This window comes from Leeuwenhoekiella sp. ZYFB001 (assembly GCF_011784865.1).
In the GTDB taxonomy this organism is placed as follows: domain Bacteria; phylum Bacteroidota; class Bacteroidia; order Flavobacteriales; family Flavobacteriaceae; genus Leeuwenhoekiella; species Leeuwenhoekiella palythoae.
In genome coordinates, this window is sequence record NZ_CP050460.1 from 2,717,200 (window position 1) to 2,741,653 (window position 24,454).

At 40.4% G+C, this 24,454-nt stretch carries 25 protein-coding genes; 17 read left to right on the forward strand and 8 right to left on the reverse strand.

Annotated features, from left to right (window positions below; all coding sequences use genetic code 11):
* The first annotated feature begins 7 nt into the window (after nt 1-7).
* The 13 genes from HCN54_RS11710 (at nt 8) to HCN54_RS11770 (ending at nt 10,475) form a co-directional block, all read left to right on the forward strand.
* Nucleotides 8-1,102 carry a Nif3-like dinuclear metal center hexameric protein gene (locus HCN54_RS11710; protein ID WP_167597933.1) on the forward strand — a complete coding sequence of 365 codons (1,095 nt, stop codon included), beginning with the start codon at nt 8-10 and terminating at the stop codon, nt 1,100-1,102.
* A 1-nt stretch (nt 1,103) separates the two neighbouring features.
* Complete coding sequence (locus HCN54_RS11715) at nt 1,104-1,883, forward strand: zinc ribbon domain-containing protein (protein ID WP_072983564.1); 780 nt, start codon at nt 1,104-1,106, stop codon at nt 1,881-1,883.
* Between the two features lie 124 nt (nt 1,884-2,007).
* Nucleotides 2,008-2,673, forward strand: a complete 666-nt coding sequence (msrA, locus tag HCN54_RS11720; RefSeq protein ID WP_167597934.1) for a peptide-methionine (S)-S-oxide reductase MsrA — start codon at nt 2,008-2,010, stop codon at nt 2,671-2,673.
* Nucleotides 2,670-3,104 carry a DUF4174 domain-containing protein gene (locus tag HCN54_RS11725; RefSeq protein WP_167597935.1) on the forward strand — a complete coding sequence of 145 codons (435 nt, stop codon included), beginning with the start codon at nt 2,670-2,672 and terminating at the stop codon, nt 3,102-3,104. The genes msrA and HCN54_RS11725 overlap by 4 nt, the downstream gene beginning before the upstream one ends.
* Nucleotides 3,105-3,299: 195 nt before the next feature.
* On the forward strand, nt 3,300-4,412 hold the full coding sequence (locus HCN54_RS11730) for an alkene reductase (protein WP_167597936.1): 1,113 nt from the start codon (nt 3,300-3,302) through the stop codon (nt 4,410-4,412).
* Between the two features lie 91 nt (nt 4,413-4,503).
* Nucleotides 4,504-5,151: a flavin reductase family protein gene (locus HCN54_RS11735; protein ID WP_072983559.1), complete on the forward strand. Its 648-nt coding sequence runs from the start codon at nt 4,504-4,506 to the stop codon at nt 5,149-5,151.
* Nucleotides 5,141-5,299 carry a DUF2256 domain-containing protein gene (locus HCN54_RS11740; RefSeq protein ID WP_167597937.1) on the forward strand — a complete coding sequence of 53 codons (159 nt, stop codon included), beginning with the start codon at nt 5,141-5,143 and terminating at the stop codon, nt 5,297-5,299. The genes HCN54_RS11735 and HCN54_RS11740 overlap by 11 nt, the downstream gene beginning before the upstream one ends.
* Nucleotides 5,235-6,575, forward strand: a complete 1,341-nt coding sequence (locus HCN54_RS11745) for a DASH family cryptochrome (RefSeq protein WP_240924876.1) — start codon at nt 5,235-5,237, stop codon at nt 6,573-6,575. The genes HCN54_RS11740 and HCN54_RS11745 overlap by 65 nt, the downstream gene beginning before the upstream one ends.
* A 5-nt stretch (nt 6,576-6,580) precedes the next feature.
* Nucleotides 6,581-8,119: a cryptochrome/photolyase family protein gene (locus tag HCN54_RS11750; protein WP_167597939.1), complete on the forward strand. Its 1,539-nt coding sequence runs from the start codon at nt 6,581-6,583 to the stop codon at nt 8,117-8,119.
* Between the two features lie 85 nt (nt 8,120-8,204).
* Complete coding sequence (locus HCN54_RS11755; RefSeq protein WP_128755699.1) at nt 8,205-8,363, forward strand: lmo0937 family membrane protein; 159 nt, start codon at nt 8,205-8,207, stop codon at nt 8,361-8,363.
* Between the two features lie 33 nt (nt 8,364-8,396).
* Entirely contained in the window at nt 8,397-8,534 is a 138-nt protein-coding gene (locus HCN54_RS11760; RefSeq protein WP_164916932.1) for a hypothetical protein, read from the forward strand.
* Between the two features lie 152 nt (nt 8,535-8,686).
* Nucleotides 8,687-9,541 (forward strand): aldo/keto reductase, encoded by an 855-nt coding sequence (locus HCN54_RS11765; RefSeq protein WP_167597940.1) that lies wholly within the window; start codon nt 8,687-8,689, stop codon nt 9,539-9,541.
* A gap of 175 nt (nt 9,542-9,716) precedes the next feature.
* The gene (locus HCN54_RS11770) at nt 9,717-10,475 is read left to right on the forward strand and encodes an SDR family oxidoreductase (protein WP_167597941.1); all 759 of its coding nucleotides are present in this window, start codon (nt 9,717-9,719) and stop codon (nt 10,473-10,475) included.
* Between the two features lie 31 nt (nt 10,476-10,506).
* Here HCN54_RS11770 and HCN54_RS11775 read toward each other — a convergent pair whose 3' ends face one another.
* The 5 genes from HCN54_RS11775 to HCN54_RS11795 form a co-directional block, all read right to left on the reverse strand.
* Nucleotides 10,507-12,339, reverse strand: coding sequence for an ABC transporter ATP-binding protein (locus tag HCN54_RS11775; RefSeq protein ID WP_167597942.1), 1,833 nt, complete (start codon nt 12,337-12,339; stop codon nt 10,507-10,509).
* A gap of 92 nt (nt 12,340-12,431) precedes the next feature.
* Nucleotides 12,432-13,169 (reverse strand): DUF6089 family protein, encoded by a 738-nt coding sequence (locus HCN54_RS11780; RefSeq protein ID WP_167597943.1) that lies wholly within the window; start codon nt 13,167-13,169, stop codon nt 12,432-12,434.
* A gap of 177 nt (nt 13,170-13,346) precedes the next feature.
* On the reverse strand, nt 13,347-14,564 hold the full coding sequence (locus tag HCN54_RS11785) for a multidrug effflux MFS transporter (protein WP_167597944.1): 1,218 nt from the start codon (nt 14,562-14,564) through the stop codon (nt 13,347-13,349).
* Between the two features lie 173 nt (nt 14,565-14,737).
* Nucleotides 14,738-14,953 (reverse strand): hypothetical protein, encoded by a 216-nt coding sequence (locus HCN54_RS11790; protein ID WP_072983540.1) that lies wholly within the window; start codon nt 14,951-14,953, stop codon nt 14,738-14,740.
* Nucleotides 14,954-15,083: 130 nt separating this feature from the next.
* Nucleotides 15,084-15,797, reverse strand: a complete 714-nt coding sequence (locus HCN54_RS11795; protein ID WP_167597945.1) for a pirin family protein — start codon at nt 15,795-15,797, stop codon at nt 15,084-15,086.
* 148 nt (nt 15,798-15,945) lie between these two features.
* Here HCN54_RS11795 and HCN54_RS11800 point away from each other — a divergent pair, with 148 nt between their 5' ends.
* The gene (locus HCN54_RS11800; protein ID WP_167597946.1) at nt 15,946-16,665 is read left to right on the forward strand and encodes a hypothetical protein; all 720 of its coding nucleotides are present in this window, start codon (nt 15,946-15,948) and stop codon (nt 16,663-16,665) included.
* An 84-nt stretch (nt 16,666-16,749) separates the two neighbouring features.
* Here the strand turns inward: HCN54_RS11800 and HCN54_RS11805 are convergent, their stop codons facing one another.
* Nucleotides 16,750-17,898, reverse strand: a complete 1,149-nt coding sequence (locus HCN54_RS11805) for an MFS transporter (protein ID WP_167597947.1) — start codon at nt 17,896-17,898, stop codon at nt 16,750-16,752.
* A 138-nt stretch (nt 17,899-18,036) separates the two neighbouring features.
* Between HCN54_RS11805 and kynU the strand changes: the two genes are divergently transcribed.
* The 3 genes from kynU to HCN54_RS11820 are packed head-to-tail and all read left to right on the forward strand — an operon-like array spanning nt 18,037 to nt 21,423.
* Nucleotides 18,037-19,326: a kynureninase gene (kynU, locus tag HCN54_RS11810; protein WP_167597948.1), complete on the forward strand. Its 1,290-nt coding sequence runs from the start codon at nt 18,037-18,039 to the stop codon at nt 19,324-19,326.
* A gap of 41 nt (nt 19,327-19,367) precedes the next feature.
* Nucleotides 19,368-20,780 (forward strand): FAD-dependent oxidoreductase, encoded by a 1,413-nt coding sequence (locus HCN54_RS11815; RefSeq protein WP_167597949.1) that lies wholly within the window; start codon nt 19,368-19,370, stop codon nt 20,778-20,780.
* Nucleotide 20,781: 1 nt separating this feature from the next.
* Entirely contained in the window at nt 20,782-21,423 is a 642-nt protein-coding gene (locus HCN54_RS11820) for an O-methyltransferase (RefSeq protein WP_167597950.1), read from the forward strand.
* Nucleotides 21,424-21,772: 349 nt separating this feature from the next.
* On the opposite strand, the gene HCN54_RS11825 is transcribed toward HCN54_RS11820, so the two are convergent.
* Nucleotides 21,773-22,051 (reverse strand): twin-arginine translocase TatA/TatE family subunit, encoded by a 279-nt coding sequence (locus tag HCN54_RS11825; protein ID WP_009781325.1) that lies wholly within the window; start codon nt 22,049-22,051, stop codon nt 21,773-21,775.
* A gap of 81 nt (nt 22,052-22,132) precedes the next feature.
* Nucleotides 22,133-24,433 (reverse strand): M1 family metallopeptidase, encoded by a 2,301-nt coding sequence (locus HCN54_RS11830; RefSeq protein ID WP_167597951.1) that lies wholly within the window; start codon nt 24,431-24,433, stop codon nt 22,133-22,135.
* Nucleotides 24,434-24,454: the final 21 nt, after the last annotated feature.

Sequence of the window (24,454 nt, forward strand, 5' to 3'; positions counted from 1 at the left end):
ACGAGTTATGACTATTAAAGACGTCGCACAAACCCTTGAAGAATTTGCTCCCCTTGCCAATGCCGAAGATTTTGACAATGTAGGTCTTTTGCTGGGAAACTATCATACGCAAGTTACCGGTATTCTGGTTACTCTTGATACACTTGAACAAACTGTAGATGAAGCCATTGCTAAAAACTGCAACTTGATCGTAAGTTTTCATCCTATAATTTTTAGCGGACTCAAGAAGATCACCGGTAAAAATTATGTAGAACGTGTGGTGCTTAAAGCGATCCAAAATGATATTGCTATTTACGCCATTCATACCGCGCTTGACAATATGCCACACGGTGTGAGTAGAGGGATGTGCGATGCGCTAAATCTAGAGCAGCGCAAGATCTTAATTCCTAGAAAAGGAGCTATTAAAAAACTTACGACCTATGTACCAAAAAATGAGGTAATCACTGTAAGAGAAGCACTTTTTAAAGCAGGAGCCGGAAACATTGGCAATTATGAAGAGTGTAGTTTTAGCACCAAAGGCAAAGGTACTTTTAAGGGCAATGAACATAGCAATCCGAGCGTTGGAAATCGAGGCGAACTGCATATTGAAAAAGAAGTACAACTCAACATCACGTTTGAAGCGCGCCTGCAATCACGCATTTTAAGCGCACTTTTTGCAGCGCATTCATACGAAGAAGTAGCCTATGAAATCACCACTTTAGACAATGCCAATCAAAATATTGGAATGGGAATGATAGGAGAACTACCCGAAGCCCTTGAGGAATTAGACTTTTTAAATCAGGTTAAAAAAGCATTTCATGCTGAAGGAATTCGGTATTCTGCTTTGCGTGGTCAACCTGTAAAAAAGGTCGCTGTTTTAGGAGGAAGCGGAAGTTTTGCAATTGACGCCGCTAAAGCTGCCGGAGCAGATGCGCTGATCACCGCAGATCTTAAATACCATCAGTTTTATCAAGCTGAAGGTCAAATCGTTTTAGCTGATATTGGGCATTATGAAAGCGAGCAATACACAAAAAATATTTTGACCGACTTTCTTACGAAAAAATTTACTAATTTTGCAGTCGTTTTATCAGACGAAAACACCAATCCTATTAAGTATTTATAATATGGCAAAAAAGACCGAAGCAACTGTAGAAGAGAAACTCAGAGCATTGTATGACCTACAGCTGATACACTCTCGCGTTGATACCATACGCAACGTGCGTGGTGAGCTTCCTTTAGAAGTAGAAGATCTTGAAGATGAAGTTGCAGGATTAAATACCCGACTTGACAAATTAGGTGGTGAGTTAAGCTTAATCGACGATCAGATTAAAGCTAAAAAAATTCTTATTGAAGACGCAAAAGCTGCTATCAAGAAATATACTGAACAGCAAAAAAATGTGCGTAACAACAGAGAGTACAACTCGCTAAGTAAGGAAATTGAATTTCAAGAGTTAGAAATTCAGCTTGCTGAAAAAAATATCAGAGAATTCCGTGCGCAGATCGAGCAGAAAAACGAAGTGATCGATTCTACTAAAGAACGTCTTGACGAGCGCAAAAAGCACTTGAAGCACAAAAAAGACGAGCTTGATGAGATCTTAGCTGAAACGGAAAAAGAAGAACAAGCACTTCTTGAAAAAGGAGAAAGCTACGAAGAACAAATTGATGAGCGTCTTGTAAAAGCTTACAAGCGCATTCGCTCTAACGTACGCAATGGTCTTGCCGTTGTGGCTATTGAGCGTGGTGCATCTGGAGGTTCTTTCTTTACGATCCCACCACAAGTACAAGTGGAAATCGCAGGTCGTAAAAAGATCATTACTGATGAGCATAGTGGTCGTATCTTAGTAGACGAGGAACTTGCAAAAGAAGAATCAGAAAAAATGGAAGCTATTTTTGCGAAACTCTAATCGCTTCACATCATAATATAGACTAAGCCCCGATCCTATCGGGGCTTTTTTATTTTAAGAGTTTAACAGGACCTTAGCAGCCCTGCGCGGCCCTTCTCGTTATATTTAAGTAGAAAATCACGCTATGCGCTTTATAACGAGCTACATTGTATTAATAACGCTATGTCTCAGCTGTAAAAACACTACTTCTTTAGAAAGTGATCAAAGGATGGCTAAGCTTCCTCCGGTGCAAACGCAATCTGTGGAGGGCTATGAACGTGCTTATTTTGCAAGCGGTTGCTTTTGGTGCGTAGAAGCGATTTTTGAGAGCATCAAAGGAGTTAAGGAGGCCGTAAGCGGCTATAGCGGTGGGTTTGAAGAACACCCTAACTACAAAGAGGTAAGCTACGGAAAAACCAACCACGCCGAAGCCGTAGAAGTGTTTTATAATCCTGACACAGTAAGTTATCGCAATTTAGTCATTGCCTTTTTTGGATCACACGATCCCACAGCGCTGTATCGTCAAGGTCCTGACCGAGGCAAACAGTATCGCTCTATAGCCTTCTATCAAAACGAAAAAGAAAAGCGCATTATTGATAGCATTGTCACACAGCTCAATGAAACGGTTTATGATGGTGAAATCGTAACTCAAGTATTGCCTTTTCAAAAATTCTGGGAGGCAGAAGCCTATCATCAGGATTACGAGCGTAAGCATCCTAACGATCCCTACATAATTGGCGTTTCAGTACCCAGACTTAACCGATTTAAAAAACAATTTCCTGACCTTTTAAAAGACCAAGCACATTTATGAAAACCCTCACCAATATCTCTATAGTTTTATTTGCGCTGACCGCTTCTGCACAAAACGACTTTTCTAAATACAAATGGCGCAACCGCATTGTGGTTTTTTCTACCACCAGCCTCGAGACGGAAAGTTTTGTCAACCACTGGCAACACATGAAAAATTCGACCAAAAAAATAGAAGATCGCAATATTCTGCTTTTTGTTTTGGCTAAAGGACGTTTGTACGATAAAGACTTAAAGGTGGTTTCGGGCTTTCAAGTTGGGCCGTTACGTCAGAAATATCAGATCCCAAATACTTATGAAGGCATTACACTTATAGGAAAAGATGGCGGAGTGAAGTTTCAAAAAACCTTTCCGCTTGATGTGAAAATCATTTTTGAGACCATAGATCAGATGCCTATGCGCAAAAGTGAAATGCGCGAAAACATTGACGATTAAATAGCTACTCCAAACCTTTTGAAGCCTTTATGGCTCACATAACCAATCGTTTATTTCTAATCAAAATAGATTTTATAAAAGGTTTAACAGCCCAAACTGTTAGGGCTTTTACTCCGATTAGACCAAAAAAGCAATTAAAAACAAACTAGGAATTGTAGCACTTATAATTGTTGCTTCCGCAGAAAAAGAAAAATTATGAAAACTGATCAACCTCTATTACAATCTTTTAAACTAGGTGCAACTACCTTAAAAAATCGTGTCGTGATGGCACCTATGACGCGTAGTCGCGCTGATAATCCGGAAAATGCACCTACTGACATGCACGTAGAATATTACACGCAACGCGCTAGTGCCGGCCTTATCATTACTGAAGGCTCACAAGTTTCTCCTCAGGCTGTAGGTTACATTCATACGCCGGGGATTCATTCTGCAGCGCAAGTTGCTGGTTGGAAAAAAGTGGTTGATGCTGTACACGCCGAAGATGGTAAGATTTTTATTCAATTATGGCACGTAGGTCGTATGTCACACCCTGATTTTCATAATGGCGATAAGCCACTCGCTCCATCTGCAGTAAACCCTAATGCCAAAGCTTTTACTTCTGAAGGTTTCAAAGACACCGTAGAGCCTAAAGCGATGACGCTTGAAGATATTCAACAAACGCAAGAAGACTTTGTAACTGCTGCTAAAAATGCAATGGAAGCTGGTTTTGATGGCGTTGAAATTCATAGTTCTAACGGTTATTTATTCCATCAGTTTTTTAATAAAAATTCTAATGTGCGTACAGATAACTACGGTGGAAGCATTGAAAATAAAGCCCGTTTCTTTTTTGAAACCTTAGATAAGGTTAAAGCGGTGATGCCCGAAAATAAAATAGGTGTGCGTCTCAATCCGTCTCTAAACGGTGTATTTGGTATTGATGCGACAGAAGAAACCATTCCTACTTTTGACTATATCGTAGAGCGTCTCAATAATTACGACTTGGCCTATTTGCACCTTTCAGAACCGTTCACAGATGTTAGTGATATCGACTTTCTTGAAACAGAAATCGCGAAGCACTATCGCCCAAAATACCACGGAAATTTAATGATCAATGCAAATTTTGATCAAGAGAGCGGTAATGCGGTGATCAAAGAAGGAAATGCAGATCTTGTAGCCTATGGAAAACTTTATATTTCCAATCCAGATCTTGTAGAACGCTTTGCAATCAAAGCCCCAACAGCCGAATGGGATCAAGATACGTTCTACACACAAGGAGAAAAAGGATATACTGATTATCCTAAGTATAATGTGCAAGCGCAAGAAGCTTAGACATTTAAAGTTTTGTTATTTTGTTTAATGTTAACAGCTTAACGCTTGAACACACAGTAAATTGAGGGTAGGTTAAAACTTACCCTTTTTTATGAGACATTACACAGCAGAACAGATAGCTGATATGCCGTCCCGATATCGTGCACATTTTATAAACAGTTGCACCGGCTTTAAATCGGCTAATCTCTTAGGAAGTATTTCAGAAGATGGCGTTTCTAATGTTGCCATTTTCAGTTCAGTTACGCACCTAGGAAGCAACCCTCCACTTTTGGGTTTTGTATTGCGTCCTACTTCCGTAGAGCGTAACACGTATGACAACCTCAAGAAGTCTGGTGTGTTTACGGTGAACCACGTCAATCAAAATTTCATTAAAGAAGCACATAAAACTTCAGCTAAATATGCCGGTAATGTTTCTGAATTTGACAAAACCTTACTTAACGAAGAATATCTTGACGATTTTAAAGCACCATACGTAAAGCAAAGCAGGATCAAATTGGGATGCGAATTTGAGAATGAGTATTTTATTAAAGAGAACAATTGCCATTTTATAATTGGCGCCATTAAGCACATATACGTAGATCGCGAAATTCAAGCTGAAGATGGCTGGCTCAATCTTGAGCGTGCTCAAACAGTTTGCATTGACGGCTTAGATGGTTACGCGCTACCCCAGATTTTGAACAGGTTTACCTATGCGCAGCCTGATCAAGCCGTGAAATCAATTACCGATCTTGGCTCATAAAAAGGTAAATCTTCCTGAGAAAATTTGTGCAACCTGCGGAAAACCTTTCGCTTGGCGCAAAAAGTGGGCAAGAAACTGGGAAGATGTCAAATACTGCAGTGAAGGCTGCAGACGAAATAAAAATACTAATGGATCTAGTTTGGTTTAGAAACGACTTACGCACCTTAGATAATACCAGTTTACAACAGGCTTGCGCTAATGACGCAGGGGTCATTGCTGTTTATTGTTTTGATCCCAGACATTTTGAAAGCGGTCCGTATGGATTTAAAAAAACCGAACGCTTTCGCGCTCAATTTTTGATTGAAACCATTCAAGAACTGCGCGAAGATCTCAGAAAGCTAAATATTACCTTTTTGGTTTATTTGGAAAAACCGGAAGAAATAATATCGAAGTTGGCTGCAAAATATAAAGTCAGTCAGATTTATTATCAAAAAGAATGGACTGCTGAAGAAGTAGAGGTTCAACAAAATGTGAAGCAGGCCTGCGAGACTTCTGTGACATTTACGACAAATTATGACCAATTTTTAATCCATCCTGAAGACCTCCCGTATGACTCCTTTGAGGTAGTCCCCAACGTGTTTACGCAATGGCGCAAAACCTGCGAAAAAGCACTCCATATCATAAAATGTGTTGAACCGCAACAGCAGCCTAAAACAAATCTGATTGACGAGCCAACTGAGATCCCCAGTCTTAGCGACCTGGGACTAGAAGATTTTAAAATAGATAATCGCACAGCATTCCCTTTTAAAGGTGGTACACAACAAGCTTCTCAACGCATTCAACAGTATTTCTGGGAATCAAAAAAACTTAAGGTGTATAAGAAAACCCGAAACGGTCTGGTGGGTACTGATTATAGTTCAAAACTTTCGGCGTGGCTTGCTAACGGTAGTATTTCGGCAAGAATTATTTATTGGGAAATCAAAAAGTTTGAACGCGAAGAGGTCAAGAATGACAGTACCTATTGGTTGTTTTTTGAACTGATGTGGCGGGATTTTTTCAAATATATTTCGCTGAAATACGGTGATTCCATTTTCAAGATCGGTGGTATTCTCAACAAAGACTACGATTGGCATAGCAATAAAGCAGCTCAAAAAGAATGGATCTCCGGAACCACAAGGTATGATTTTGTAAATGCCAATATGAAAGAAATTGCTGCAACGGGCTGGATGAGCAATCGAGGGCGACAAAATGTTGCCAGCTTTTGGGCAAAAGAACTTCAGCAAGATTGGCGCATTGGCGCAGCATATTTTGAAAGTATGCTCATTGATTATGACGTGCACAGCAATTATGGGAATTGGATGTATAACAGCGGTGTAGGTAACGATCCGCGAGATCGAAAATTTAATATTCAAAGTCAGGCTGAGCGTTATGACAGCTCAGGTAAATACCAGCGCCTTTGGCTAGAACCTTCTTTATTTGACTGATCATTATGGCAAAAACACTACGTTTAATTTTGGGAGATCAACTCAATCAAAAGCATTCTTGGTATGATCAAGTGGATGACGATGTACTCTATTTTATGGCCGAAATGCGTCAGGAAACAGATTATGTTACCCATCATATTCAAAAGATTCTAGGGTTTTTTTCCGCAATGCGGAATTTTTCGCAATGGCTTGAAGAACGCGGGCATAGCGTGATTTACTACAAATTAGATCATCCTGATAACACGCAGGACCTGACCAAAAACTTAAACCAACTTTTTAAAGCGCATCACATTGATCGTTTTGAATATCAACTTCCTGACGAGTATCGGCTTGATGAACAACTCAAAAATTTCTGTAATGATATAAGCCTCCAAACTCAAGCAGTTGACACCGAACATTTTTTAACCAGTCGCACAGATCTTGCTGATTTTTTTGAAGGAAAGAAAACCTTGACAATGGAGTATTTCTATCGTGATATGCGAAAGAAATACAATATCATGATGGTCAACGACAAAGATCCCGAAGGAGGAAAATGGAATTTTGACCACAGCAATCGCAAAAAGTGGAAAGGAGAACCTGAGATTCCGCATGAGCGAGGTTTTCGCACAGATCTTTCAGAAATACATAAAATGGTCAAAGATGCCGGGATTAAAACCATAGGCAGCGTTGATGCTGAAAATTTCAACTGGCCTACCTCCCGCCCTGACGCGTTAAGTGTGCTTAATTATTTTTGCAGCAATCTGCTGAAGCATTTTGGAGATTATCAAGATGCGATGGATCCTGATCAGGCTTACCTATTTCATAGTAGGCTGAGCTTTGCGATGAACAGCAAAATGCTGCATCCCCTAGAAGTGATCGAAAAAGTAATCAGCTATTGGTGTGAGCATAAAGAGGAAATTGATATCAGCCAAGTGGAAGGATTTATACGACAAATCTTAGGCTGGCGCGAGTATATGCGCGGAATTTACTGGATGAAAATGCCCGGTTACCGCAGAAGCAACAAACTCGATAACCAGAACGAACTACCTGAATTTTACTGGACGGCAAAAACGAAAATGAATTGCCTACATCACGCCATTAAGCAAAGTTTAGAGCACGCGTATGCGCATCACATTCAGCGTTTGATGATCACTGGTAATTACGCTTTACTCACCCAAACCCATCCAGACGAAGTTGACGCTTGGTACCTTGGGATTTATATAGATGCTTTGGAGTGGGTAGAAATCACCAATACCCGAGGCATGAGTCAGTTTGCAGATGGCGGCATTGTTGCGACAAAACCTTATGTTTCTAGCGGAAGCTACATCAATAAAATGAGTAACTATTGTAGCTCTTGCTATTACAGCGTTTCTAAAAAAACCGGAGAAAAAGCGTGTCCCTTCAATAGTTTATATTGGAATTTCCTTCTGGAAAAGAAAGAACATTTTGAGAATAACCAACGTATGAATATGATGATAGGAATGCTGGATAAAAAAGATCCTGATGAATTAGAACAACTTGTTAAACGCGCCCAAGAAATCATAAAGAACCCACAAAATTTCTAATCTCGGCGTTAATTCACTGTTAATCAAAAAACAAGTTCAAATTGAATCTGCTAATTTCATATCTCTAACCAATACTTATATAACGATGAGAGATATTATTTGGCTTATTGTAGTGATTTTAATCATTGGCTGGCTTGTAGGTTATTTCGGCTTTGCCGAATCTGTAGGTAGCTTGATTCACATTTTGCTGGTACTTGCGGTAATCGCGATCTTATACCGACTAGCAACAGGCCGACGCTTATAAACAACCAAAATTTCTAACCTTAAAATTCAAATTATGAAACGTATTTTTTTATTTCTATTTCTAGCCGGAGTTATGGGTACAACCTTACAAAGTTGTAGAGAATCTACCGGAGATAAAATTGAAGATGCAGCAGATGACATTGGTGATGCTGCTGAAGATGCAGTAGATTAATCTGTTGCATTAACAAGTTGAAAGCCGCACCTTTTGGTGTGGCTTTTTTTATGCTTGATCTTCTAAAAACCCTTAACATACAGCAGTTAAGAAGGGTTAAAAGCTTCTTTATACCCCAAGCTATTTTTTAGTTTTAGAGTAAAATTGAAATTATGAGTACTACAACTGTAAATAAAGAAATTACCAACCTACAAGGAACCTGGGAATTAAGTAATGGCGTGCACATGCCATATTTTGGGCTTGGAGTTTGGAAGGCCGAAGATGGCAACGAAGTGATCAACGCGGTAAAATGGGCTTTAGCTGCCGGTTATAGACATATAGACACCGCAAAAGCTTATGACAATGAGGAAGGTGTTGGGAAAGCAATAAAAGAAAGTGGCATTTCACGTGAAGATATTTTCCTTACCAGTAAATTATGGAATAGTGATCAAGGCTATGAGGCCACATTAGAAGCTTTCGAAAAAACATTAAGCCGTTTAGATACAGATTATCTTGATCTCTACTTAATTCATTGGCCGGTTGAAGGTAAATATAAAGATTCCTGGCGCGCACTCGAAAAATTATATAAAGATGGAAAGATTAAGGCGATCGGAGTAAGTAATTTTCTAGAACACCATCTTAAAGATCTTATGCAGGATGCAGAAATCAAACCTATGGTAGATCAATTAGAATTTCATCCTTGGCTAGTACAAAAGGATCTTCAGAACTTCTGTAAGGAAAACGGAATTCAATATGAAGCCTGGTCTCCATTAATGCAAGGAAAGGCTTTTAAAAATGAAACCTTGAAACAATTGGGTGAAAAATACGGTAAATCTCCGGCTCATATCGTCTTGCGTTGGGATTTACAAAATGGTGTAATTACTATTCCTAAATCTACTTCAAAAGACCATATTGAAAGCAACGCAGCCATTTTTGATTTTGAATTAACCGAAGAAGATATGCAGACCATTAACGCGCTAGACAAGCACGAGCGTATTGGTCCAGATCCTGATAATTTTGATTTTTAATTAGAGAATAGACCTAATAGAATTAAACGCTTTGGCGTTACTTCTAAGAACCGAAAACCTCGCAACTGCGAGGTTTTTTAATTTATGTATTTATGCATAATCTGTATTTCCATCTAAAATTTGGGTATAGACTTTAGAGTCTTTGTAGTTTTGCCGGCAAATTGAGTTTGAAGTTATGTGGAATTTAGAAGGAAAAACTGCCTTGATCACAGGAGGCACTAAAGGAATAGGTAGAGCTACCGTTTTAGAATTTGCTAAACTAGGAGCTAAAGTCATCTTTACAGCGCGTGATGGAGCCGCAGTAACGGCTTTTCAGCAAGAACTGGGAGAGATAGGTTATATCGCTTCCGGGATGCAAGGTGATGTAACTTCTGAAGACGATCAAGACAAGCTTACCGATTTTGTTTTTCAGCGCAGCGGTTCCTTAGATATTTTAGTCAACAACGCCGGAATGAACATTCGCAAAGAAGCGATAATGTATGAGGTTGAAGAATACGAGCAAGTGATCAACACTAACCTGATCGCTCCGTTTGAATTGACTAGAAAATTCTTTGCACTTCTTAGACGATCAGGGAAAGCTTCGGTAATCAATGTGGCTTCGGTAGCAGCTTTGCAAGATGTAAAGAGCGGTGCGCCTTATGCGATGGCTAAAGCGGGAATTCTTCAACAAACCCGAAGTTTAGCCTCAGAATGGGCCGATAAAAATATCAGAGTCAATGCGGTTTCCCCGTGGTATACTGAAACTCCTCTGGTAAAACCCATTATTGATCAAAAAGAGCGCTATGAAAAAATCGTAGAACGAACGCCATTAAACCGTTTTGCACAACCCGAAGAAATCGCCAGTGCCATTGCTTTTTTGGCAATGGATAAAGCATCTTACATTACTGGTCAGAACATCACCGCAGATGGTGGTTTAAGTGCTAATGCGCTTTAAGCCGAAAGTTTTTTTAGAATAGCACAAGCTTTTATTTATAACCTTGTGCCTGCAACTCGAACAATTCTGCATACAAGCTAGGGGTTTGCATCAGTTGGTCGTGTGTTCCTAATTCTAGTATTTTGCCATCTTTAAGTACCAAAATGCGATCTGCCATACGCACTGTACTGAAGCGGTGCGAAATAATAATACTCGTCTTGCCTTCTGTAAGTGCAATAAAACGTTCAAAAACCTCGTATTCTGCGCGCGCGTCTAAAGCCGAAGTAGGCTCATCAAGTACCATCACTTGGGCATCTTTCATATACGCACGGGCAAGTGCTACTTTTTGCCATTGCCCGCCAGATAATTCTTGTCCGTCTTTAAAGCGTTTTCCTAGTTGGGTGTCATAACCTAGGCTTAGACCTTCGATCACTTCATTTGCCAGACTCAAGCGCGCTGCTTCCTGAATGCGATTATCATCAGTTACCGAACCGATATCTCCAACAGCGATATTTTCGCGCAGCGTAAACTCATACCGGAAAAAATCTTGAAAAATTACACCAAACATTTGCTGATACTCGACTTTTTTATAGCGATTGATGTTGACTCCATCTAGCAAAATTGCACCTTGAGTGGGCTCATAAAAGCGCAATAGTAATTTGATCAAAGTGGTTTTACCTGCCCCGTTTTGACCCACAAACGCCATTTTCTCTCCAGCTTTCAGTTGAAAACTTACGCCTTTTAAAACCTGATGCTCACTACCCGGATAGGAAAAATGTACATCTTGTATTTCAAAACCTTCGCGTACGACTTTGGGCAACGGAAGAGCGTTTTTGTGCTCATCAGGAATCTCTAAATCTATGAAATCAAAATAATCCTTGAGGTATAAAGCGCTTTGGGTGATGCGCGTAAAACTGGTAAAAAAGGATTGCAACGTATTCCTCAAGCGATTAAAAGAAGCCGATAAAAAGGTAAGCTCACCCACGGTAATCGTCCCTTCTAAAACACTTTTGATGATCACTAAATAAGCCGCGTAATAACACACCACACCCAGCACGTTAAAAATGGCGCTGTAAATACTGCGTTTGACGGTAAGCTTTTTATTGATCTGATAATACTGCTGGCTAAGCGTTTTAAATCTGTTGGCAATAAAATCTGTCAACCCAAAGAGCTTGATCTCTTTGGCGGTTTTATCATTAGCACCTATATAGCGCAAATAGTCTAGTTCGCGGCGTTCGGTCGTCCAACTTCTGGATAGCGAATATTGTTGACCGCTGAACCTAATTTCATTAATAAATAACGGAATAATGCTTAGCGCCAATAAAATAATCAATAACGGCTGAAAATAAATAAGACCTGCGATTAATGTGGCGATCGAGATCAAACTTTGCAGCTGTCCTAGGGCTAAACTCATCAAACCCACGCGCCCTTGCGTTTGCTGACGTGCACGCTCTAATTTGTCGTAAAACTCAGAATCCTCAAGATGCACCATATCGATCTTGCTGGTTTTACGTATCATTTTTTCTGAAGAAACGATGTTGTACTGATCTCCCAGTAATCCGTCTGTGATGGCTATGACTCGGTTGATGATGTCTGCGAGAATCGTTACACCAAACTCGATCAAAACATAATTCCAGAGCGTGGTATAGTCTGGCGAAGATGCAGCCACCTGTGCGATAATCTCATCTATAATCAACTTGCCCACCCACAAAATCACCACAGGCGCAAAAGCATTGATGAGTCTGCTTAAAAGATTAAGCGTAAATAGCAGCGGACTCACCTGCCCTATTTCTTTAAAAAATCTGGGAATAAAACGTAACGCCTGAAAGGATGCGCGTACGTTAGTTTTTTTTGAGTCGTTAATGCTGTCTAACCGTCTTGCCATTACGCAAAGATACTTTCTTAGTTATTGAGACAACACTAGAACACTATAAACTACTCTGGCAATTTTTAGCTTTTGCAGAAGTCATTAACCCGTTATAATGTACAATCACAATACGCGTCACTACCTTTACCTATGCGATACGTCAGAGTAATGCCTATGTAGGTGTACCAATCATTATTGGCAAAATTAGGAAGTTGATTAGGCTCTAAACGGGGTTCATCAGGGTGACTTCCATCAAAATTATCTGAAGTGGTATAGCGAGGAGCTAACTCTAAGCCCAACATAAATTTACTACCCACAAACGTTTTTAATCCTGCGCCAAAAGGTACTACCAGACGCGTACTTGTACCGTATTTTTCTGCAGCTACATCTTCAAATCCCGCCGAAAGCGGGTAATACAATTCATCGCCATAAGCTGCTCCTATACCTCCAAAAACATAAAAATCAATTGGATTTCTTGAATTTTTAAAGAATGAAAACGGCGTATACTCTATACCTGCGGTAAGCTCTATATGACTGTTCTCAAAGGAGTAAAATAGGGACTGCGCTCTTCCATTAGCTCGGTATTCATCGCCGGCATTGCGATCATCTGCATACAGCGTCATATAGGTCAACGTAGCACGAGCACTTAGCTTTTCATTAAAGTTCATTTTTCCAATAAGTCCAAAAAACGCACGATTAGGCGCAATCGCTTTCTTTTTGCCCACCTCGCCATAATAATTCACTCCACCCAAATAAAGACCGAAATCATAACTTTTTTCTTGAGCAAGCACAGGCAATGTCACAAAAAGTAAAATGAGAATTAGAGGAAGGGCTTTTTTTGAATTCATAAGTTAGTTTTTAAAATGGGTGAGCTACCTAAAGAGCCTTTATAGCAGACTTTTAATTTCAGGTTTTAAAATACTAACAAATAAGTTTCTAGAGAAACCAAAACTTTCTTAATAGTTGAGAGGAGCAGAATTTCAGACAAGCGCTTCAGTAATTCTTAAAATGCTTCGGTTTATGAATTAAGAAGTTTGCAAAGCATAAGTTTTACGCCTGTTGAGATAATATAGCACCAAGACCAGACTGCATAACGCACTTCCGAATAAAATGTAGAGTAACGGCTTGACGCTTTCGGTCACTAGTTGAGCAACTAAAATACTGGCTACTGAACCAAAGATCATCCCAATACTTCCTATTAATGCCGAAGCGCTTCCCGCTTGTTTGGTGAAAGGATCTAAAGATAAAGCGGTTACGTTAGGATTTTGAAAACCAATCAAAAAGAGCATCATAAACAGGAAAGGATATACCACCCAAAAACTGATTAAGTTTAGAAAACTTATCCCCAAACCACAGGCTGTAAGCACACTCAAGGCAACACAAGTAGTGACGGTAATTTGCAATAGTGAAAAGCGTTTTAAGGCTAGACGGTTGATCTGACTTCCCAGAATTAAACCTAAGGCATTACTACCAAAGACCCACCCAAACTGCTGCTCGCTCAGCTCAAAAAATTCGATAAAAATAAAGGGAGCGCTGCTCACATAGCTCAGTAAACATCCCATAGTAAAGCCTCGTGTGATCGCAAAAATAAAGAACTCTCTGTTGCGTAAAATAGAAAGGTATTCTAGTACTATATTTTTAGGGCGTAAGCTGGTACTGCGATTAGGCGCAGCGCTTTCAGGAAGTACAAAGGTGATAAGCAGCAGCATCAAAATAGCAAATACTGCAAGAATATAAAACACAGCTTCCCAGTCAAAAGCACCAATGACGATACCTCCTACCGTAGGCGCAATTATAGGCGCAACACCCATAATCAACATTAGGGTCGAAAGCACATCTGCAACCTGTTTTTTCTCAAATAAATCTCTTACGATTGCTTTGGAAGCAACCATTCCCGCGCAGCCTCCTAAGGCCATAAAAAAGCGGGCAGCGATCAAAATGTTGAGATTCCAGCTGAAGGCACACAGCAATGCAGTAACCGTAAATAAAATCAAACCGCCTATTAGCGGTCTTCTTCTACCAAAACGATCCATCAAAGGTCCATAGGCTAATTGCCCCAATGCGATCCCGATGAGATAGCTGGTAAGCGTAAGACCTACCTTGCTGATGTCTACCCCAAAATCATCGGCTACGTTTCCAAAACCGGGCAGATACATATCAATAGAAAACGGACCAATAGCTATTAGCGTTCCAAGAATGAGTATGATTAAATTGCGAGAGGAAGTTGTAAAGCGTTTTGTCATAACCTGATTCTAAAGTGCAAAATTAAATTATGTAACAGCAAAAAACCGGCACGCTTGTGTTATTAAAATCGTAAATCCCTAGCGGATTTCTTAAGGTAACGATGTAGTTTTTTAAGGCTCTAACGATACCAATAAAAAAGTGCGATACTGTTTTGTATCGCACTTTTAAAAAATCAAGTATTGATCTGACTTTTTGTATCTGAAGAAGCCCAAAGCTCATTAGTATACTCCGGTGGAGACTGATGCTCAATGACCACATATTCATCACTGGCTTTAAATTTCTCAAGCAACTCTTGGTTGACGTGAATAGGAATTTGTAGTCCCGGATATTTCAAGGCAAACAGTTCTCCTTTTTGTCCTACTAACTCTAACTTAATTGGTGTTTCCATAGATTAAAGGTTTAATTAATAGTTTCAACAAAATTAATAAGTAAATCCACTCAGGTCAAGACCAGGAGAAATTGGCAGTGCCAATAAGATACCAGTCTTAATCACAAGGTCAATGCAGGCACTTTTTCTTCTACACGTGCAAAGGCACTTCCATTAAAAGTACCGAAGCCTGCTCGCTTGCTTTAAGGGTGAGCGACTGCGTATCAAAAATCCCCAGGCCGTCACGAAGTTCTAACTTTTCGCCTGCTACCTCAACGCTTCCTTCTAAGACAAATATATATAGTCCGTTTGAAGCTAGATTGAAATTATACGTAACCGCTTTATCAGCATCAAGATCTACCATATTAAACCAAGCGTCTTGATGAATCCACACACCTGCATCCTCTTTGTTGGGCGAAAGCACTTGCTGCAGTTTATTTTTACGATCCTCTTTTTTCAAGGTTATTTGATCATATCGTGGCTCAACATTTTGCGTATGCGGAATGACCCAGATCTGTAAGAAACGAACTTCCTCGTCCTTATTTTTGTTATATTCTGAATGTTGCACACCGGTCCCGGCGCTCATAACCTGAATATCTCCTTCTTTGATCACGGTAGTATTCCCCATACTGTCTTGATGCTCCAAGTCACCCGATAAAGGAATCGAAATGATTTCCATATTTTGATGCGGATGCGTTCCAAAGCCCATACCGCCGCTTACTTTATCATCATTCAACACGCGCAATACACCAAAGTTCATACGCTGCGGATCATAATAATTTGCAAAGCTAAATGTGTGTTTACTATGCAACCAACCGTGGTTAGCATCTCCTCGAGTTTCAGATTTATGCAGTATTTTTTTCATACAAATTCATTTGTATTAACAGTCGTAAAATACACTCAGACTTACACGTTGCAAGCCCCAGATAATCATAAAATCTTTCTAAAAAGCGCGCTCTAAACAATAAGCTTTGTACATTTAAAACGATGAACAATCCTATTAAGACTAATCCATGAAAAAAATTCTACTCCTTACCAGTTTAAGCCTAAGTCTGTTTGCCTGTAAAAATGAATCTCAAGAAACCACAGCGCAGCCGCCAGTAGTGAATACCGAAGAAGTTGCCGAAAAAGACCGCACTCCTGAAGAGGAAATTGCTTATAAAATCGCCGAAGCAAACGGCTTGAAAAACTGGAAATCAGTTACTGAAGTACAATTCACCTTCAATGTAGATCGTGGTGACAGCCACTTTGAACGCGCTTGGAAATGGAATCCGCAAACTATGGATGTAACGATGCGCAGTGATAAAGACACGGTTTCTTTCAACCGAAAAGAAGTAGATAGCCTCTCAATGGATGCAGACAAAGGCTTCATAAACGATGCCTATTGGTTACTCGCTCCTATGCATTTGGTTTGGGATGAAGGCACAACACTTACAGTTCAGGATACGGCAACCGCTCCTATGAGCCAACGAAAAATGAGTAAGATCACACTTACCTACGATGGTGAAGAAGGCGGTTATACGCCGGGTGATGCTTACGATTTCTTTTATGATGATGAGTATATGGTTAGAGAATGGATTTACCGCCGCGGAAACGTTTCAGAATATTCTATGGTAACCACTTGGGAAGATTATAAAGATTACAAAGGAATCAAGATCGCTGCAGATCATAAAGCGCCCGAAGATGCAGTTCATCTTTATTTTACAGATATCGCTGTAAAAACCGAAGAGTAATAGAATTAAGTGTTAGAAATTCCAAGACGAAGACTTTCTTCAAGTAATTTTACTGAATACCAAGCCCGTTCTGTACGGGCTTTTTTAATTGCGTTTTAAGCGTACAGCAATGAGGCCGGCTAATGCGGTGAAACAAAGCAAAGCAACAAAACTGCCTTTTAAGCTGAAGGTTTCCGCTAGAAATCCAAGAAAAACCGGACCTAAAAGCAAACCCACAAAGCCGGTACCGGCAATAAAACTTATGCCTTCTTCTGCACGTATTCCTTTTAAATTGCCGCTGTATCTAAACAACTCCGGCACTACAATAGAAAGTCCAAGCCCTACAGCTCCAAAACCCAGTAATGCGTAAATAGTACTTCCGCTGAGGATAATTCCAAAGCCTATAGCAGCTATAAAAGAACCTACAATGATGATCAGGCGCGATCCGTAAGATGCGCTGATCGCATCTCCAAAAAAACGGCCAATGGCCATTGTTCCGTTAAAAATGGTATAGCCTAAGCCCGCAAATGCTGCGCTTCCCAAAGTTACCTGCTCCATATACAACGCACTCCAATCTACGATCGCTCCTTCGGCAGCCATCACTAAGAAACCTATTAATGCTAAACCTACTAAGGGTCGCAAATTCTTCAGTTTAAAGCTTGAGGTCTCTTCGTGTGCTCCTGCTTTGATCGAAAAATAGTGTTTACATAAAAGCAAATTGATTAGAATCAGCAGGGCGCTTACACCGGCTATGTGCCACTTTGGTAAAGCGATGTACGGCATCAGCAAACTGCCTAATCCGGCACCCAGCATTCCGCCTAAACTGAAAAATCCATGAGAAACCGACATAAAATGCACTTCGTCGCGACGCTCGATTTCGGTGACTAGAGTATTTATTGTCACATCAAGCAATCCGGAAAAAATACCTACTCCAAACAATGAGGCACACAAAAGCACATAGGTACTCGCTAAAAATGGCTGGATGATTAAAATACAAAACCCAATTACCGCAAACAAAACCGCTTTTCCTAAACCTATGTTTTTGATAAATCGGGGTACAAAAGGTATGGTACATAAGGTTCCTAAAGCCATAAAAAACACCGCAAAGCCGAGTTCGCCTTCAGACAACTGCAACTTGGCTGTTATTTTAGGAATATAGATCGCCCAGGTCCCGTAAAGAATATTTAGGGTGGCAAACAAAAAAACCGGAGTGAAATACCGTAGGTTACTAAAAACCAGACGCAACGAATTCATAAAACCTCAATTGAAATCAACTTCAAAATAACATAAAATAATTGGGCGAGCGTGCACAATGCTGCAATTCTAAATACCTAGAAGGAATAGCAAACCTAAGTTTGTCGCTCGTGAGCCGATGTGTTATTTTTACCATCTATGTCAGAACAATCAAGCACCCTTTATAAAAACACCTTAGCCTTTGCTAAACAAGCAGATGCAGACGATACACTTGCTAGATTTCGTGATGAATTCAACTTCCCGAAAGACGAAGCAGGCAATAATTTAATTTACCTCTGCGGAAACTCGCTAGGACTTCAACCCAAAAAAGCCAAAGAATATGTAGCTCAAGAGCTCAGCAATTGGGCCGCACTTGCCGTTGAAGGTCATTTTAAAGCTAAAATTCCCTGGACAACGTATCACGAAGTGATGACCAAGTCCATGGCTGATATCGTAGGTGCGAAGCCGGGCGAAGTTGTGTTGATGAACACACTTTCTACCAACCTGCACCTGATGATGGTGTCCTTTTACCGGCCTACTGCCAAACGTTATAAGATCTTGATCGAGAGCGACGCTTTCCCATCAGACAGTTATGCGGTAAAATCTCAGATCAAAGAAAAGGGTTATAATCCAGATGATGCGCTTTTGCTTTGGCAACCGAGCGAGGGAGAGCATCTTAACCGCTTTGAGGATTTGGAAGCGCTAATGGCAAAACACGGTGAAGAAATCGCCCTTGTGATGATCGGAAATTCTAATTATTATACCGGTCAAAAATACCCTATTAAAGAAATCACCCAGCTAGGACACCGCTATGGTTGTAAAGTAGGCTTTGATCTTGCGCACGGGGTGGGAAATATTGATGCAGATTTGCACGATAATGGCCCCGACTTCGCCGTATGGTGTACTTATAAATATTTAAACAGTGGCCCCGGAGCCATTGGAGGTTGTTTTGTACATGAGCGTCACGCTGAAGATAAAGATATCCCTCGCTTTACAGGTTGGTGGGGCCATAAAATGGACAGCCGTTTTAATATGCGCGTCGATTTTGATCCTATTCCGGGAGCAGAAGGCTGGCAACTGAGCAATCCGCCAATTTTGTCCATGGCACCTATTCGTGCGTCGCTAGAGCTTTTTGCGGAAGCCGGATTTCAAAATATTCGCGCCAAATCTAAAAAGCTTACCGGATATCTAGAATTCCTCATAAATGAACTTGATGATGACCGCATAGCTATTCTTACCCCTAAAAATGCAGAAGAACGCGGGTGCCAACTATCTATTCAAGTTAAAAACGCAGACCGCAGCATGCACGATGGCTTTATGCAAGCAGGCATTATTTGTGATTGGCGCGAACCTGATGTTATACGTGTGGCTCCTGCCCCATTGTACAACAGTTTTGAAGATGTTTATGAAATGACACAACGCCTTAAAGAGCTATTAGCAACCTTATAACCATTTAAGATCCTCGAGGATTTTCAACTAACAAACCACTTTTGAAAACGCAAGAACAAGAACATATTTTAATCATTGGCGCCGGACTTTGCGGTTCGCTTTTAGCATTGCGCATGGCGCAACGCGGATATAAAGTCACGCTGATGGAAAAGCGCCCTGATTTAAGAAAAGAAATCGTAGATAGCGGTAGATCTATCAATTTAGCTTTTTCAGATCGAGGAATGAAAGGCCTTCGCCTGGCCGGACTTGAAGACAAAGTCTTACCGCTGTGCATCCCAATGAATGGGCGTATGATTCACAACGCCGAAGGACAACATTTTATGAGTCCGTATAGCGGTAGAAATGAATATATCAATTCTATTTCCCGGGAAGACCTCAACATCATGTTGCTTGACGAATGTGATAAGATGCCTGCCATAAAAATGCAATTCAATCAAAAATGCACAGGCGTAAATATCGAAACTGCACAGGCGACTTTTGAAGATCACAAAACCGGTGAAACCACAACCTATCAAGCCGATGTGGTAATGGGTGCTGATGGTGTGGGCTCTGCCCTGCGTAAAAGTATGCTGGAGCACCGCAAGTTTTTATTCAGCTACGGGCAGGATTTCTTAACACACGGCTATAAAGAATTGAGCTTTCCTCCAAAAGCAGATGGCGAATTTTTAGTAGAAAAAAACGCATTACACATCTGGCCCCGAGGAAAAGATATGATGATTGCCTTACCCAACCTCGACGGGAGTTTTACCGTCACCCTTTTTCTTTCTTGGGAAGAAGGTAAGGACAGCTTTGACAGCTTAAATACAGATGAAGCCGTACTTGACTATTTTAAACGCGAGTATCCAGATGCACTCGCTCTGATGCCTGATCTTCTCACAGAGTTTAAAGAAAATCCTACTTCACCTTTAGGCACCATTAAATGTTCTCCGTGGCACGCTTACGGCAAAGTATTGTTATTGGGAGATGCTGCGCACGGTATTGTACCCTTTTATGGTCAGGGAATGAATTCTGCTTTTGAAGATATTTATGTATTGGATAAGTATTTAGACCAGTATGCAGGCGATTGGAAGACTGTTTTTAAAGCCTATCAAGAAGAGCGTAAAGAAGATACTGATGCCATTGCAGACCTTGCGGTAGATAATTTTCACGAAATGAAAGCACATACCGCCCGTCCTATTTTCCAGGAAAAGAGAAAACTAGAAATAGCCTTTGAAGAAGCGTTTCCTACTGAATATTTTTCAAAATATGCGCTAGTTACCTTTAGAGAAGATCTACGCTATTCTGAAGCGATGCGCCGCGGTCGTGTGCAAGACAAAGCCATCTTAAATCTTATCTACGATGGAAAATTCACCAAAGATATGAGCCTGCGCACCAAGCTTGATCTGATGAAGCAGGAAACCCGAAAAATGTTACACGACGAGGAGGTTTTAGAAGGCCTTGAAAGCGAAGATTAATATGCATTTTATCTCTGAAGATCTTGACGATTATGCCGTAGCCCACTCTGAAAAAGAACCAGAGTTGTTACGTAAGCTTACACGCGAAACCTACCAGAAAGTAGTTCAGCCTAGAATGCTAAGTGGTCATTATCAAGGGCGCATTCTAAGCATGATCGCAAAACTTGCCAACCCTAAAGTCATTCTTGAAGTGGGCACCTATACAGGGTATTCTGCACTTTGTTTAGCAGAAGGCTTACAACCAGACGGTATTTTGCACACCATTGATGTTAATGAAGAATTGGTAGATCTTCAAAAAAAATACTTTGATGCTTCGGCGTACGCCAAAAATATAAAGCAACATTTAGGGCCGGCTCTTGACATCATCCCAAAGATCGAAGAAGACTTTGACCTTATTTTTATGGATGCTGATAAGCCCAATTATCCTGCCTATTTTGATCTGATCATTGACCGCCTCAGACCCGGCGGACTCCTTTTATCTGATAATGTGTTATGGAGTGGGAAAGTGGTAGAACCGCTTAATCCAAAAGACACCTCAACAAAGGCGCTCTTAGAATACAACCGGCTACTTGCTGAAGATGATCGCCTGGAGACAGTTTTACTTACCATAAGAGATGGCCTAACCATCAGCCGTAAAAAATAAAAGTAGCTCGTAGTGCCGAAGAACTTTTAAACTGCTCGTACCATTGGCTCTCAAACAAAAATCCCGACTTCATTTTGGAGTCGGGATTCCTAATTAACACTTAGAATAAATACAATCATTGAACTAAAATGCTATAAAGAATGAAGGCTTTTAAAGCATTTTAGGTTAAAACCACAGATTTGTAATTTCTTGTTTAAGATATTACTTAATTCTCATTTTAGAGGTGAAATTTATTATAAAGTAATAAAATTTAACAAGACCGGTTTCAGGGTCATCTGTGCAATAAAAAAGCCTTTGAACACTAGGAGGCTAAAAGGCTTAAAATTGTATTTAAAATAGCTTTTCAGTATTAGAATTTCCGCTTTACGGAACCTGTAATTTCTTCGATATTCTTCTTAGCGTCATCAATTTCCTTCTTCATATCCTTTGCGATATCTGTATTGATGCCTTGCTTATCTGCGCTTTTAGTGATTTCAGATTTGATGTCTTCGGTAGCATTCTTTAAGGTGCGCATACCCTTACCTAAACCTCTGGCAATATCTGGCACTTTATCAGCTCCAAAAACCATTATCACAATAAAAATCACAAAAGCAATCTCGCCTCCGCTAATAAAAAGTGGTATACTCATAACACTGCAAATATATAGGAAAAATAAAAGCCGATATAAGAAACATCGGCTTTTAATATACTAAATATGTCTTAAAGAGGCTTAGTCTTCTGTACCTTCTTTAAAGCTATCAAACTCACTTTCCTGAGCCTGTTTTGGCCAGCTGTTGTTGCTTACATCAACATCAGCAGTCTCTAGATCCGGATCTAAAAGTACACCGGTAAGCTCTTTATCAGTAGCTAGAACTTTAGTTACCTCAGCGTCATTCATACGCCATACCTGTACCGGATAGGTAACTTTTTCTTTAGTACCATCTGCGTAGCTATACTCTACAATAATAGGCATTGGGATACCGCCCGGCTTGTTGAATTTAATCGCGTAGAAATGCTTTGGCGCTTTTAGTTTTGCACGCTCAGCAGCACTAAAGTTGTCCATCAAGAATTCTTGAAGGTTTGGTGCATTTTCTAAACTTGATTTACTCTTCATCGCAGGATCATAATCTTCACCATCCTCTTCAACTACATAAACAAGATCTCTACCTGCAGGATCTACACCGTAACGCTCCATTAAAGCTTTTCCTGCTTGTGTAGGTTTATCGGTCAAGTAATATGATTTTACTTCTTCTACGCCCATATCTACATTTTCTGTAGTATAGAACCAACCTCTCCAGTACCAATCTAAATCAATTGCAGAAGCATCTTCCATAGTACGGAAGAAATCTTCAGGAGTTGGGTGTTTAAACATCCAGCGCTGCGCGTATGTTTTGAATGAATAATCAAAAAGCTCACGCCCCATAACAGTCTCTCTCAAGATGTTCAAAGCAGTTGCAGGCTTTCCATAGGCATTGTTCCCTAACTGATAAACATTCTCAGGGTTAGACATTATGGGAGCGATAAAATCTTGATTTCCTCCCATATATCCAGTGATTGCTGATGGAGCACCACGACGTGATGGGTATTTTGCATTAGGAGCAATAGCTTCCGGGTAATTTTCACCAAAATCCTGCTCTGCTACGTATTGTACAAAGGTGTTGATTCCTTCATCCATCCATCCCCATTGACGCTCGTCACTGTTTACGATCATTGGGAAAAAGTTGTGTCCAACCTCGTGAATAATTACACTGATCATTCCAAATTTAGTACGGTCGCTATAGCTTCCATCTTCATTAGGACGACCGTAGTTCCAGCAGATCATTGGGTATTCCATACCTTGATTCTTACCGTGAACAGAGATTGCTTTAGGATAAGGATAATCAAAAGTCATTCTTGAGTACGATTCTAAAGTCTGTACTACTGCTTTAGTAGAATATTCTTCCCAAAGCGGATTTCCTTCTTTAGGATAGATCGAGATCGCCATCACGTCTCCTTTTGGAAACTTAACCGCTTGAGCATCCATGATGTATTTACGAGAAGACGTAAAAGCAAAATCACGCACGTTTTCTGCCTGAAGTTTCCAGGTTTTAGTTTTTGTGCTATGACCTTTTTCAATGTTTTCTGCTTCAGCCTGAGTTCTAATAATTACCGGCTTGTCATAGCTTTTAGTAGCTTGTTCCCAACGCTTATACTCTTCTTTGCTATACACATCTTTACGGTTTACCAGGTTTCCGGTTCCGTCTAGCAAGTGATCTGCCGGCACTGTGATCTCTACATCATAATCTCCAAATGGAAGTGCAAACTCTCCGCTTCCCCAGAATTGGTAGTTTTGCCATCCTTCTACGTCATTGTACACACACATTCTAGGAAAGAACTGTGCGATCACATAGTTTTTGTTTCCGTCAGGAAAGCTCTCATATCCTGAACGCGCACGATCTACTGTGTGCTCAGGAATGTTATAATTCCATCGAACGCTGAATTCAAAAGAATCTCCTGAAGCTAAAGGCTCAGGCATTTCTACACGCATCATCGTGTAGTTGATCATATATTTTAAAGGCTTACCGTCTTGAGTAACCTCGCTAATGTTGAAGCCACCATCAAAAGGCTCTTGCATATATTCTGAAACAATCCCGGCAGGCTGTGCTACAGGAGACATCCCACTACCGTTGCGCTCACGAGCAGGTGAGTCTTTTTTACGAATATTTTGATCTAGTTGAACCCATAAGTATTCTAATTGATCTGGGCTGTTGTTTTGATAGGTAATGGTCTCATAACCGCTTATCGTCTGATTTTCATCATTAAGGGTTATTTTCATTTCGTAATCTGCCTCATTTTGGTAGTAAGCAGGACCTGGTGCTCCAGAGGCAGTACGGTATTGATTAGGAGTCGCAAACTCATTGTAAAGTTGTCTAAACTTGTTTGTGTTTGTGTGACCTGCTTGTTTTTCTTTAGGTGCTTGTTCCTCCTGTGCAACTGCTGTTGCACCAACCAGAAGTAGCACGGCAAAAAACGTGTGCTTTAGTTGTTTCATAAAAATGTAATCTATTTTAAG